The organism is Phaeodactylibacter sp. (assembly GCF_040219495.1).
Classification (GTDB): domain Bacteria; phylum Bacteroidota; class Bacteroidia; order Chitinophagales; family Saprospiraceae; genus Phaeodactylibacter.
The window spans coordinates 1-13,257 of record NZ_JAVJSK010000044.1; the positions used below are offsets into that span (position 1 = coordinate 1).

12 protein-coding genes are annotated in these 13,257 nt (G+C 53.4%); 6 read left to right on the plus strand and 6 right to left on the minus strand.

Annotated features, from left to right (window positions below):
- Positions 1-168 precede the first annotated feature (168 nt).
- Positions 169-678, plus strand: coding sequence for a ribosome maturation factor RimM (rimM, locus tag RIC19_RS06070; RefSeq protein ID WP_350177403.1), 510 nt, complete (start codon positions 169-171; stop codon positions 676-678).
- Here the strand turns inward: rimM and RIC19_RS06075 are convergent.
- A complete protein-coding gene (locus RIC19_RS06075) occupies positions 673-2,529 on the minus strand; it encodes a T9SS type A sorting domain-containing protein (RefSeq protein ID WP_350177404.1) in 1,857 nt (618 codons plus the stop codon). The two genes, rimM and RIC19_RS06075, sit on opposite strands and share 6 nt — an antisense overlap.
- 230 nt (positions 2,530-2,759) lie before the next feature.
- On the opposite strand from RIC19_RS06075, the gene RIC19_RS06080 reads away from it, so the two are divergent.
- The gene (locus RIC19_RS06080) at positions 2,760-3,659 is read left to right on the plus strand and encodes a glycosyltransferase family 2 protein (RefSeq protein ID WP_350177405.1); all 900 of its coding nucleotides are present in this window, start codon (positions 2,760-2,762) and stop codon (positions 3,657-3,659) included.
- Between the two features lies 1 nt (position 3,660).
- Here RIC19_RS06080 and RIC19_RS06085 read toward each other — a convergent pair whose 3' ends face one another.
- The 3 genes from RIC19_RS06085 to RIC19_RS06095 form a co-directional block, all read right to left on the minus strand.
- The gene (locus tag RIC19_RS06085; RefSeq protein ID WP_350177406.1) at positions 3,661-4,512 is read right to left on the minus strand and encodes a DUF6438 domain-containing protein; all 852 of its coding nucleotides are present in this window, start codon (positions 4,510-4,512) and stop codon (positions 3,661-3,663) included.
- 186 nt (positions 4,513-4,698) lie between these two features.
- Positions 4,699-5,865: a M43 family zinc metalloprotease gene (locus RIC19_RS06090; protein WP_350177407.1), complete on the minus strand. Its 1,167-nt coding sequence runs from the start codon at positions 5,863-5,865 to the stop codon at positions 4,699-4,701.
- Positions 5,866-5,870: 5 nt separating this feature from the next.
- Positions 5,871-6,860 (minus strand): OmpA family protein, encoded by a 990-nt coding sequence (locus RIC19_RS06095; RefSeq protein ID WP_350177408.1) that lies wholly within the window; start codon positions 6,858-6,860, stop codon positions 5,871-5,873.
- Between the two features lie 174 nt (positions 6,861-7,034).
- On the opposite strand from RIC19_RS06095, the gene RIC19_RS06100 reads away from it, so the two are divergent.
- From RIC19_RS06100 to RIC19_RS06110, 3 genes are all read left to right on the plus strand, one after another.
- The gene (locus tag RIC19_RS06100) at positions 7,035-7,640 is read left to right on the plus strand and encodes a cohesin domain-containing protein (RefSeq protein WP_350177409.1); all 606 of its coding nucleotides are present in this window, start codon (positions 7,035-7,037) and stop codon (positions 7,638-7,640) included.
- Between the two features lie 117 nt (positions 7,641-7,757).
- A complete protein-coding gene (locus tag RIC19_RS06105; RefSeq protein WP_350177410.1) occupies positions 7,758-8,624 on the plus strand; it encodes a LexA family transcriptional regulator in 867 nt (288 codons plus the stop codon).
- On the plus strand, positions 8,605-8,835 hold the full coding sequence (locus tag RIC19_RS06110; RefSeq protein ID WP_350177411.1) for a hypothetical protein: 231 nt from the start codon (positions 8,605-8,607) through the stop codon (positions 8,833-8,835). Before RIC19_RS06105 ends, RIC19_RS06110 begins: the two co-directional genes overlap by 20 nt.
- Positions 8,836-8,985: 150 nt before the next feature.
- Here the strand turns inward: RIC19_RS06110 and accC are convergent, their stop codons facing one another.
- The gene (gene accC, locus RIC19_RS06115) at positions 8,986-10,452 is read right to left on the minus strand and encodes an acetyl-CoA carboxylase biotin carboxylase subunit (protein ID WP_350177412.1); all 1,467 of its coding nucleotides are present in this window, start codon (positions 10,450-10,452) and stop codon (positions 8,986-8,988) included.
- Positions 10,453-10,631: 179 nt separating this feature from the next.
- Here accC and RIC19_RS06120 point away from each other — a divergent pair, with 179 nt between their 5' ends.
- Positions 10,632-12,614 carry an acetoacetate--CoA ligase gene (locus tag RIC19_RS06120; protein ID WP_350177413.1) on the plus strand — a complete coding sequence of 661 codons (1,983 nt, stop codon included), beginning with the start codon at positions 10,632-10,634 and terminating at the stop codon, positions 12,612-12,614.
- Here RIC19_RS06120 and RIC19_RS06125 read toward each other — a convergent pair.
- Complete coding sequence (locus RIC19_RS06125; protein WP_350177414.1) at positions 12,601-13,254, minus strand: deoxynucleoside kinase; 654 nt, start codon at positions 13,252-13,254, stop codon at positions 12,601-12,603. The two genes, RIC19_RS06120 and RIC19_RS06125, sit on opposite strands and share 14 nt — an antisense overlap.
- Positions 13,255-13,257 lie beyond the last annotated feature (3 nt).

Below are 13,257 nucleotides of genomic sequence, written 5' to 3' on the forward strand. Positions count from 1 at the left end.
ATGAACCCCGCAGAAATGCGGGGCAAGCTCTGACTTCCTCACTAAATTTTCATTTAGCCCGCTAAACTCAAATTTAGTGACTTTGCCAGAACCATAAATCCTTGATTTTCATGACGAAACCGCTCCAAACATGCTCTAAAACGGGGCAAGGCGTTTAGGTATCCTGCAATGCAAAAAACATCCTACACTAAAGTCGGCCGGTTTGGTAAAACCCACGGGCTGAATGGCGGCATCCGCCTGCTGGTTGAAGACCCGTACCTTGACGCAGTCCTGGAAGCGGAGGTCTTGTTTGCGCCCGTGGCCGGCAGCCCGGTCCCTTACTTCACAGCGGGCATCCTTCTCGAGCAGCCCCTGGTGATCAAACTGGAAGATATGGACTCCAAGGAGGCGGCCAGGGAACTAACCGGGCTGGACCTGCTCTTGCCTGCCGAAGCCGTGGATGATCAGCTCACGATTGACGACTTCCGCTTGCTCGAAGGGTTTACCGTCGTGACCGCCGATAGCGGGGTATTAGGGACAATCCTCGCCGTGGAGGAATACCCGGAGCAAATCATAGCTTTGGTAGCGTACCAGGGCCGGGAGGTGCTGATCCCACTAAATGAGACCTTCCTGCAAGCGATCAATCCGGAGGCTGAACAGGTGGAAATGGAGCTGCCAGAAGGCTTACTGGACCTATAGCCGGACCACCTTGGTGCTCCACAGGGCACGCTCTTCTGCATGAAAGCGGAGGTAATAGATACCTTTATCCAATCTGGACAGGTCCACTCTGGTGATATTATCTCCCTTTGTTATGGTTTGGGGCTGCTCAAAGACCGGGTCACCATTGGCATCGTAAATCACCAGTTGCCCCTGCCCCGAATAGTTGCTCTTCATTTTGAAGGTGCAGGAATGCTGCTCCGGCGCTTCGATGAGTTCAAATTTCAGGTCGCGCTGTACGGGGGTGGTCTGGGCCACAGGGCTGAACTCAAATCTGCCTTCTTTGTCGATCAGCTTGATGCGGTAGCGCAGGTCTTCCCCCTGAAAAATATCCTTATCCAGAAAGAGGAAGGAGGCACTTTCATTCTCATTGGCCAGGGGCGGCAATTGCCCGATTTGCTCAAATGGGCCATCGTTGACGGAGCGCTCAACCTGGTAGCCCAGTACTTTGCGTTCGTAGGCGACTTCCCAGTTCAGCTCAATATAATCCGGATAAGGGTTGGCGGTAAGCTGAACGCGGCTGGGTGTAATTTTTTGGGCCCTGCCCTGTACCCACACGGCGTAGGATCGGGGCGGTACCCGCACGGCCACGGCGGAAGGCTCCGCATCCAGAGAGTCGAATGGCAATAACATCGCCTTTTGGGAGAGGGATTGGGCGGTGACATCGGTGAAGTAATCACCAGCTTTGATATTAGAGGTATTGACTTCCTGCCGCAAAGAAAGGGTGTCGCTGCCGAAGTTGATGGCAACCAGCACATCCCTGGCACCCTGTGTACGGCTTTGCAGGCCTGCCGGGGTGCTGTTGCCTTCCAGCTGGAAAACCAAGGCCCGGGTGGAGTCGCCACTGTAGTAGGCTGACCGCTTGCCACTGTCAGTGGCATTCAGATACTCCACCAGAGTAGAGTTGAAAATAAATTGCCGGTGGATAGCCATTAGTTGGTCAATATGCGCGCGGAGCGGTTTCTTCTCTGCGTATTCTACCAGCTCAGAGTCGCCACCGAAGTAATCGCCGTAGAAAACAGAGGGCAGGCCAATTTGATTGTTGGTCAGCAAATAGGCATAGGCGAGCAAAGGCTCTTCAATAGGGTTGTCGTAGTCAGCCGGTTGTGCGTTTTGGTTCTTGTAGGCGGGGTGGTTAGCCAGAGTCACGATATTGTACCCCGACAGGGCAGAGGTGTCCCGAATGCTGGAACGGTAAACCCTGCGCACATCATAGGTCGTATCCGAGCAGGCTTTGCGGAGTGCTTCCCGCAGCTGATAGTCATAAATACGAGGTTTGGGAAGGGCTTTCTCACCCAGAGCTTTCAGGGTATTCCGCATCCACCGGACTTGTTGGCCAGAGCGGTCAAAGTCCGGGCTTCCGCGGATGATAAACTTCGGCTCAATGCCCCGTTCGAGCAGGGCTTTAAAGTCCGCAGCGAAAGCCTCAGCCGGGAAGTGGGCCCGGTCGGTGATGCTAAAGGAAGCGACACCCAGTGCATCGTTAAGCGCGGTGCCTTGTTCGGAGAGGGTGCCCAGCGAGTCTTGCCTCAGGTCTACTTCGGCAATGACCGTCAGCCCCTGCCTGTTGAGATTTTGAATCAGCTTTTTTACTTGTTGGGGAGCCTGTGCCGTCAGGTTGGGCAGCCAGATAGCGGTAAAACCAGCGTGGGTGAATTCCGGAGACTGCACGGTGAGGTGGTCTACCCAGAATTCAAGAGTGGCACTGTCTGGCAAACTGCCAGGGGCATCCTCCGGGCAACTCCAGTAACAGCCCTGCAGGATGAAGTCCTGAGCCGGCAATCCGCTGAGCAGGCCGAAAAGCAGCATAGTGGCAAGTAGTGGTTTTCTCATGGCGCAAACTGGATTGTAGACGGAATGACTGCTGAAAATTAAAATTACAAATTATTCCGCCGATCCGGGTAAAACGGGCTGCCGAAAAAAATGCCTAATTTTGAGCTTTCAGGCTTCACGCTGGCGTAGGGAATGGCTGCCGGGGCGGGCAGCCCACGGCGGGAAGGAAAGCGCCATTTTAACCCTCTAATAATCCCCTGACGCATCAAGTCTAATGACCGTATCAATCTATGGCTGAATCCGGACTTTCAATACTCATCCCTGTTTACAACTATGATGTCAGGCCTTTAGTGACGGCCCTGCGGCAACAAGCTGCAGCTGCTTTCTGGCCGGTGGAAATCCTGTGCTGGGACGATGCCTCTGCTCCTGAATTCCAGCGGCTGAATGCTCCCCTCGGTGCGCTGCAGCAGGTGACCTACTGCCGGATGCCCGAAAACCTGGGGCGTTCCCGCATTCGTAACCGTCTGGCGGCTGCCGCAAAGTATGAATACCTGTTGTTTATGGATGGAGATTCGGCAGTGGCGCACAAGGATTACCTGGAGCGCTACCGGGCGCAGTGTACGCCGGGGCGGTTGCTTTACGGCGGCCGTGCCTATCAACCGGCGCTTCCAGATGACCCACAGTTGCGCCTCCACTGGCACTATGGCCGGCAGCGGGAAGTGCAAACGGCTTCAGAACGGCAAAAGCAGCCTTACCATAGCTTTATGACCAACAACTTCCTCATCCCCAAGGCATTGTTTGAGCCCATTCAGTTTGATGAGCGCTTGCTGCAGTACGGGCATGAGGATACCTTATTCGGTTTGGAATTGCGGGAAAAGGGATTTCCTATTCTGCATCTGGACAATCCGCTGATTCATGCCGGGCTGGAGCCGGGGGATGTTTTCCTCCGCAAGTCGGTACAGGCTATTGAAAACCTGGCTTTTCTCTACCGGGAAGGCAGCCTGCGGGAAACCCGCCTGCTCCGCGCTTATGAGCGCTTGTCCTGCTGTAAGTTGACCCGTCCGCTAACCTGGGGCCTTCACCGCTTAGAGCCTGCACTGAAGCAGCACCTCCTAAACAGCAGCACCCCTAATCTGCGGGCCTTTGACCTTTACAAATTAGGGGTGCTGCTGAGGTGCCTGAAGCAGTAATCTATTGCTGTTTGCCTGATTTCGGCTTGCCTTTGCTCTGCGTGCCACTTTCAGCAGGAGCAGCCTGCTCTTTAGCCGTTTCTTTATCTTCTTTTTCTTCCTCGTCTTCGAGGTTCTCGTAGATTTTCTTGTTGAATTCTGCGCTGATGACTTCCTCGTCATTCCGCACCTGTTCCAGCATTTGGTCCGGTGTGATGGTCTCATCATCGTAGGAGAAAATCCAATACCCGGAATCGTTGAGCGGCCGCAGGAAAGTCATATCCGTATGGGTATACTTTTTAGCCCATTCCTCCGGGTCGCTTTCTTCACTCAGCTCAACGAGCAGCTCATTGGGGATGAGGAAGTCTGGTACTTGTTCTTCCGGTGCTTCCTTGAGTATCCAGCCCTCAGCGTGGGCAATTTGGTCGAGCTGAGACTCCAGCCATTTGACTGCATTGGGGCGGATTTCTTTTCCCGTGACGGTTTTCTTTTTACCACTCTGATGGTAAGAAATGGTCACGCTCTGCATATCCGGGATACGCCCCCGGTAGCTGTCGCGGAATTGCGAGAAGTTGGCGCGATCGAATTCGCCCAGGATGCGTTCCATCTCTGACTTTTCCAGCTTTCTGACAAAGGTGCCAAGCCGCTCTGTGTACCGCTCTCCCTTGTAGCTGGCAATGCCATTTTCGTATATGGTAAGGGTGAACACCGGACAGCGCCCATAGCAGGGGCCCTTGCTCATTTCAATGAGGGGTTCTAGCTTACTCAGGGAAGCATTGGCAGCGGAGCCGCAGCTTTGGAGCAAGGTCAGGACCGTACCGAAAAAAAGAAGGAAGCCCAGATTCCTGGGGGGAACGAGAGGATTGATACTCATCAGGAAACGAAGGTTTGGTTTAAGCAGTGGATAATGGCAACACGGCATCATTTTGGCGGATTGCGCTAGTTCATTGCCATAATACAACAATTCAGGTTGGTTACAGCTTGAAGGCCTGCCAGTGCACTGCTTTTGCAAATTAAAGCGTAAAGACCCGGCCGTCGCTTACCGCCACCGCCATCGTTCTCACCGGGCAATAATAAGCTTTTTGAGGTGTATTTTGTCGCCATACCGGATTTTTATATAATAAATTCCTGCATAAATGCCCCTGAGGTTAAGCTCAATGACAGGGCCTGTTGCTTTTTCTTGCTGTACTAAACGGCCGCTAAAGTCAAAAATTGTCAGGAGTGCGGTCTCATTTCCGGGAACTTGTATGCTGGCAAGGTTAGAAACGGGGTTGCTGAGCAAGCGTACTTCAGGGCGGTCCGGCAGGGGAGGGGCGGTAGTGGAAACCGGGGCACAGGACGTTTCGAGCAGCCCCTGCCGGTAGGTTTGCAGGGTATTTAGTACGCGGGCTTTCTGCCCGGGGGTGAAGAGCGCCATGCAGGCATCGTGGGTGAAATTCATGTAGTTCATAAACATATCCGGGGAGCCACAGGAAGGGAAGGGGACTGCCGGGCAGGTGCCCTGATAGGTAGTGGCCTGAAGCGGGGTATCGGCTATGCCATCATCTTTGTCGCAATTGAAGTTGTCCTCATTGGGGCCCCAGAGGTGCTGCAGGTTGAAGTAGTGCCCGAGTTCGTGCGTACAGGTGCGCCCCAGGTGGAAGGGCGGAGCAACCGTGCCCATGGTACCGAAGGCATCGGGGCGGATATAAAGCCCGTCTTCTTCGGGTTTGGCGAGCCCTTCTTGGGGGAAGGTGGCAGACCCAAGCGCACCGTCGCTACGCCCGGCCACCCAGATATTCAGGTATCGTTCCGGGTCAAAGCCATCGCGGCCGCCGAGGTCGGTATGGCATAAGCGGCGTGCTCCTCCCGAAAAGGTATTGGTAATGCCTGCAACGGTTGTGAGAGTCCGGGTGATGGCGACCAGGCAGAATTCGATTTCCAAATCGCTCACCAGGTCATCGAAGAGCGGGTGCACATTCGGGGCTTCGGCATTCAGCCGGCGGTAGTCCCGGTTGAGTACTTCAAGCTGGGACTCAATCTGTGCATCAGAGATATTTTCTTCCGGATTCTGCCAGACCACATGCACGGCTACCGGGATGATGACGGCTCCGCGCATGACCAGGGAAGGCACCACCTCCCGAACAGGGCTTGCCGGGGCAGACAAGGCGCAACGGGGCTGAGCCACAGCTGCGCTGCCACAGAGCAAACAGGCAAGAATCAGGTAGAGCGGCCGGTATGAGAACATAGAAATCAGTTACTGAGCAGCTCGTACACTTCGTCGAGCTTAGGCGAAATAACGATTTCTGTACGGCGGTTTTGGGCTTTGCCTGCTGCTGTTTTATTGGTGGCAACCGGCAGATTTTCACCTCGGCCAGCAGCGGTAAGGCGCTGCGGGTCAACACCGAATTGTGTTAGGATTTGGGTAACGGATACGGCCCGGTTTACGCTCAGGTTCCAGTTGTTTAGGGCGCTGCCGTCTGAATCGGTATGGCCTTCCACCAGAATATCAATATCAGGATTGTTCTTCAGTGCAGCTGCCAGTTGCTGCAAAGCACTCTTACCGGAAGGGTCAATGCGGGTACTTCCGCTCGGGAACAACAACTCTGCACTCAGGGAAACATAAAGTTTGCCGCCCCGGTCTTCCACGCTAAGCCCGCGGGAAGAAAACTGCTGCACCAGGTCGTCTAGCCCTGCCCGTACCCCGCGCATATTGTCTTCTTTGAGGTTCAGCATCTGCTCCAGTTCCTGAATGCGGATGTTGCGCTCCTGAAGCGTCCCTTTCATGCTGCTGTAGTCGTACTCTATGGTATTCAGGCGGTTGCCCTTTTGGTAGAGTTCGTACTCCAGGCCTTCAAGGCGCTCCCGGTCGCGGTCCTGATCCTGCTGTTGCAGAGCAAGTTGGCGCTGCATGGCTACTTTTTCATAGGAGGCCGTCTCGTCGAGCTCATTGCGCTCGTCGAGGATGCGGTCAAGGCGTTGGAGTACATCCTGATAGCTGCGGTTCAGGCTTTTGTTGGTGACGACGTACTCTTCCAGCTCCAGACGGGTATTGCGGACTTCAATTTCGAGCTGCCGGCTTTCCTCGGCCAGCTTGTTGTACTCGTTTTGAAGGGAGTCTGTAGACTGAGCTTCCTGCTCGTAGAAGGCCTTGAGTTCTTCCATTTCCTGGTACTCCTTCTTGGTCACACAGCTGGAAAGTAAAACGATAGATAAAATTGCAATTGGAAAAAGGGGCTTCATGCTGCAAATATTTTGTGCAATGTACCAAATTTTGTGAAATCATAGAAACATGTCTTCCTAACGCACGGCTTATCTATTCTAGTTTGCGGGCGGCAGCGTTTTTCGGGAGGATTGGGGGGGGATTTTTTCGCTACCAAACCGAACCCGATTACCTTTGCAGAAAAAAACAGACCAATGACAATCCGACTTACATTTATTATCATCCTTATGGCGTTGCTGTGGAGCTGCCAAAGCGATACCTCCAACACCAACACGGAGGCAGGTGCCGCAACTGCGCAGGCAGCCCAATCAGAAATTACAACGGCCGCCCAGAAGGAAGCCAGGCCACAGCCTTCCCTCTACACGCCCCCCAAAAGCAACGAAGTACTGTTCTTAAGTATTGACGATCAAACGGCAAAGGCCGGTGAGACGGTTTGTACGACAGTACGGGGCAGGGGCTTCAACAGCCTGCTGTCTATGCAGTATACCGTTGCCTGGGACCCGGATGTCCTTGCCTTCAAAGGGCTGAAAGACTTCGGGCTGCCTTATCTGACGATACAGAATTTTGGTACCACCAAGGTGCAGGAAGGCCTCATGCCCGTGGCTTGGATTGATAATGCCCTTAAGGGCGTGACCGTCAGTGCCGGCAACCCGCTTTATAGCATTTGTTTTGAAGCGAAGGCGAGCGGTCAGTCGAGCCCGGTACAAATTATCGGTGAGCCTACCGCTATTGAGGTGGTCAACCTGGGAGAAGAACTGATCGGGCTGGATAGCGAACCCGGAACGATTACGGTACAGTAGCGTCAGCCTTTTGCTGGTGGGGGTTTGGGCTGCTGGTATAACTTATTTGGTAAACTTATGAGGGTGTCTACTCATTTTATGAATAGAAATTTTATTTTTGTTGCAAATCATCAGCTTATGAATAATATTGTTACCCAGCGCTTCGTCAAGTGCCACGATAAACTAAAGGCAGAAAATCAAGTGCGTTCAAGTCGGCAGTTTGCGTTGTCACTCGATTATTTGCCCCAAAGCCTTAGTGAAATCCTGAAGGGGAGACGCGATGTAACGATAGAACTGCTACGAAAAGCCGTGGAGCTATACAAAATCAACCCGGTCTATATCTACACCGGGGAGGGCCCCATGTTCATGAGCGAAGAGGGAGACAATAGCTTCCGGGTACTGACCATCGTGACGAGCGCCAATGAAGAGGAGCGGATCGTGCATGTGCCTGTGCCTGCCCAAGCCGGCTATGCTGCCGATATGACTGACCCGGTTTTTATTCAGGAATTGCCGCACTTCACGCTGCCCGATTACAAATACAAAGTAGGTACCCACCGTTCCTTTGATGTGTCCGGCGACAGTATGGAGCCGACGCTGTTTGAGGGCGACAAGGTCATTTGCAGTTATCTGGAACCCACGCTTTGGGAAAGCGGGATCAAAGACAACTATGTGTACGTAATCGTAACCCGTGGGGATGTGGTAGTCAAGCGGGTTTTTAACCACCTCAGGGAGAAGCATTTCCTGGAGTTGCATTCAGACAATAACTTTTATGAACCCTATCAACTGAACCTTGGGGACATCCGGGAGGTTTGGTATGTACGGGCTAAGATCAGCCCCTTCCTGCCTTCTCCACAGAACATCGAACGCTATCTGCACGATGAAATGAAGGAGCTCAAGCAAACCGTTCAGCATCAATCCCAGCTCATTACCAACCTCAACGAAACGTTGCAACGGTTGGTGGGCGATAAAATAGTAACATTACCGAATGAAAAACATCAAGATTAAAGGGGTGGTCAAACACCTTAATTTAGAAGGAGGTTTTTGGGGCATTGTAGCAAAAAACGGGGAGGAATACCGACCGGTGGTTATGCCCGAACAGCTCAAGCATGATGGAGAATCCGTAGAGGTTACCCTAAAACCGGTGGAAGAGGAAATGTCCCTGCACATGTGGGGGCAACCGGTAAAGGTAATTGCTTTCCATACTTTGAACCCCTGATGAATCCCGGGTGTGGGTCGGAAATAGCTCCTGTGCCCACTACATACAGACTCAATATGCTCTAACAGAGAACCCGCCGGGACTCTGATCGTTGTCCGGGCGGGTTCCTGTGGCTTTCACTTTAAAGGAGAAGCCGGGTGCGGGCCAGTGTTACCTTCCCCGCCAGTCAGAATGATCCATCTTAGGCACATTCAGCAAAATCTTATTACGGTTGGACAGATAGGCAGAAAGCTGCGCAGCTACTTCTGCTGCCTTTGCACTGCCTTTTTCCAGTGCCTCGGGCGTGAAGTAATGCTTGACAAAGTGCGTATCAAACTTGCCGCTGGTGAAAGCTTCGTGCTCACACACAAACTTACCAAAGGGCAGGGTGGTCTCCACGCCTTCAATTTCGTACATCTCAATAGCCTCGATCATGCGCTGAATGGCTGCATCGCGGTTGACGCCGTAGGTCACAAGTTTGGCAATCATCGGGTCATAATAGATAGGGATTTCCATGCCTTCCTCGTAGCCATCATCGAGGCGGATGTCCTCACCAGCAGGGCGGCGGTAGCGGGTCAGGGTGCCAACGCTCGGCAGGAAGTTTTCAGCAGGGTCTTCTGCATAAACCCGCAGCTCCAAGGCATGCCCGTTGATGCTGAGGTCTTCCTGTTTGATCTGTAAAGGCTCGCCCCGCGCAATCATGATTTGCTGCTCTACCAAGTCCACTCCGGTGATCAGTTCCGTTACAGGGTGCTCTACCTGCAGGCGGGTGTTCATTTCCAGGAAGTAGTAGTTCATATCAGCGTCCATGAGGAACTCCACGGTGCCGGCACCTGTGTAGTTGCAGGAGCGCGCCACATTGAGTGCATCATTGCCCATCTTTTCCCGCAGCTCAGGCGTAAGGATAGAGGAAGGGGCTTCTTCCACTACCTTTTGGTGGCGGCGCTGAATACTGCATTCCCGCTCAAAAAAGTGGATGTAGTTGTCGTGTTCATCAGCCAGCACCTGAATCTCAATGTGGCGGGGTGAACTCACGTATTTTTCTACGAAGACGGAACCATCACCGAAGGCAGAAGTCGCCTCACTGATCGCCCGCTTCATCTGATCTTCAAACTCTTTTTCATTTTCGACGATGCGCATGCCCTTGCCACCCCCACCGGCAGAAGCTTTGATCAGCACCGGAAACCCAATTTCGGCAGCCACTTTTTTGGCCTCGCCAATATCGGTAATGGCGTGGTCCAGCCCAGGGACCATCGGGATATCGTAAGCTTTCACGGCCTCTTTGGCAGCGAGCTTGCTGCCCATGACCTCAATAGCGTGCGGGCCGGGGCCGATGAACTTGATGCCGGCGTCTTCAGCAGCCTGAGAGAATTTGGCATTCTCACTCAGAAAGCCGTAGCCGGGGTGGATGCCATCTACGTTGAGCGACTTCGCCACTTCCAGGATTTTATCAATCAGGAGATAAGATTGCGCAGAGGGCGGAGGCCCGATGCACACAGCTTCATCTGCAAATTTCACATGAGGCGCGTGCCGGTCTGCTTCAGAGTAGACAGCAACGGTGCGAATGCCCATTTTCTTTGCGGTCCGCATAACGCGTAAGGCGATTTCGCCCCGGTTGGCGACAAGGATTTTTTTCATTGGTTTTAGCTTTTTTATTGGTCAGCTACTTGAATTGCGAGCTGCTCGTTCTGTTTTCCTGCGGGAAAATAGTTAATTTCCCGGCCATTACACAACCAAGAGCGCGTTACGGTGAGATGATTTTTCGCACCCGGCTTACAGGAGGCGGAAATCCACCGCAGCGACATAAAACCAAATTTATGATTGATCAACCCCGGCAGCTGTGGGCACCTACCGAGGCATTCCAGCAACAATCCCGCCTGGCCCATTACCGGCAATGGCTCCATAAGAACCACCAACTGGATTTTGAGGATTACCATAGCCTCTGGTCCTGGTCGGTAGCGGAGCCTGCTGCCTTTTGGGCTTCGCTCTGGGATTACTTTGAAATTATAGCACATCAGCCTTATTCGGCCGTCCTATCTGATGACCCTATGCCGGACACGAAATGGTTTGAGGGTAGTACCCTAAATTATGCGGAGCATATTTTCCGGAACAGGACAAAAGAGCATCCGGCCCTTATGGCACAGTCTGAATCGCGCCCCTTGCATAGCCTGAGCTGGGCAGAACTGGAAGAACAGGTGGCGGCTTTCGCGGCTTTCCTGAAGGCGCAGGGCGTTGAAAAAGGCGACCGGGTGGTCGGGTTTCTCGCCAATACGGAGGAGTCAACTATTGCTTTTTTGGCGGCTTGCTCCCTCGGCGCGGTATGGTCCAGCTGTTCGCCGGATTTTGGGGCCAGTAGTGTAGTGGACCGTTTCCAGCAGATCGAGCCGAAGGTGCTGATTGCCGTGGACGGCTATACTTACAACGGTAAGCCTTACGATAAAACCGCGGTGGTCCGCGAAATTGTAGCGGCTTTGCCTACTCTGAAACGGGTGGTCCTCGTTCCGTTCCTCAACGAAGCAGTACAGGCGGGCTCAATCCCCGGGGGCTTGCGCTGGGATGACGCCCTGAATACGCCCCACGAAGGGCTGCAATTTGAAGCAGTACCCTTTGAGCATCCGATCTGGGTACTGTATTCCTCTGGCACCACGGGGATTCCCAAAGCCATCACCCATGGGCATGGAGGCGTGCTGCTGGAACACCTGAAGTACCTGGCTTTTCACAACGATGTGCACCCGGGCGAGCGCTTCTTCTGGTTCTCCACCACTGGCTGGATGATGTGGAACTTTGTGCAGGGGGCGCTTTTGGTGGGCGCTACGCCTGTGTTGTACGATGGCAGCCCTGCCAGCCCCGATATGAATACGATGTGGGCTTTTGCCGAAAAAGCCAGAATCAACCACTTTGGGACGAGTGCGCCCTTCCTGGTAGCGAGCATGAAGAAAGGGATCAAACCTTCCGCTCAGTTTGACCTGAGTGCGCTGCGGTCTATAGGCTCCACCGGAGCACCTCTGCCACCGGAAGCGTTCGACTATGTGTATGCGCACATCAAGGAAGACCTCTGGCTATGCTCAATGAGTGGCGGTACGGATGTCTGTACGGCTTTCGTGGGCGGTTGCCCGGAACGCCCGGTATATATAGGCGAAATTCAGTGCCGGGCACTGGGGTGCGCGCTCTATGCTTACGACGATAACGGCCAGCCCTTGCAGGAGGAAGTGGGGGAAATGGTCATCACGAAGCCTATGCCCAGCATGCCCATATATTTTTGGAAGGATGCCAACAAAGCCCGTTACCGGGAAAGCTATTTCGAGCTGTTCCCCGGCATCTGGCGGCACGGTGATTGGGTGAAAATCACCGCCCGGGACTCCCTCGTGATCCTGGGGCGTTCGGATGCCACCCTCAACCGGCACGGCGTCCGCATCGGTACAGCCGAAATCTATCGGGCCGTCAATAAAGTCCGCGCGGTAAAGGATAGCCTGATTGTCAACCTCGAATTGGAAGGCGGACGGCACTACATGCCGCTGTTTGTGCTCATGAATGAAGGAGCGCCGCTGACGGAGGAGGTGAAAAAGGAGTTGAACACGACGCTGCGCCAGACTTATTCGCCCCGTCATGTGCCCGACGAAATCATCGCCATATCAGATATTCCCTACACTATCAGTGGTAAAAAGCTGGAGGCACCAGTGAAAAAGATCCTGTTGGGGTACCCAATAGAAAAAGCTGCCAACCCCGATGCGATGCGCAATCCGGAATCGCTGGACTTCTTTGTGGCTTTTGCGAAGCAGGTAAGCCCTAAAAAAAGCTAGCCCGGTGCAGCCCCGGCCGGTAGGGGCGGTTGATGAGATCGAGGATTTTTTCGTAGTCGCCCCGGTTGTTCAGGAAATCAAAGCCTTCAATATCGATGATGAGGATGGGCAACTGTTCATGAGACCGGAAGAATTCAAAGTAAGACTGCTGGATTTGCTGCAGGTACTGGGGTTCGATTTCCTGTTCGAAGTCGCGCCCACGCTTGTGGATATTGTCCATGAGCTGTTCTACCGGCCGGTGGAGGTAAACAAGCAAGTCTGGCTTGGGAAAAGAAGCGTTGAGGATGTTGAATAGGCGCTGAAAAAGCCGGTACTCTTCGGTGTTGAGGTTGTTGCGCGCGAAAAGCAGGGTTTTGAAGAAGATGTAGTCCGCAACGATACCTTCCTGGAACAAGTCGCGCTGGCCAAGTTCCTGTTGCAATTGTTTGTGGCGCTCGGTCATAAAGAACAGCTCCACCGGGAAAGCATAGCGATCCGGGTTTTGGTAAAAATGGGGCAGAAAGGGGTTATCGGCAAACTCTTCCAACAGGAGTTTGTAGCTAAAGTCTGCTGCCAGCATGTTAGAAAGCGTGGTTTTGCCCGCTCCGATATTCCCCTCAATGATGAGGAACTGATGTTGTAAAGACTGGTCGTGGCTCATAGT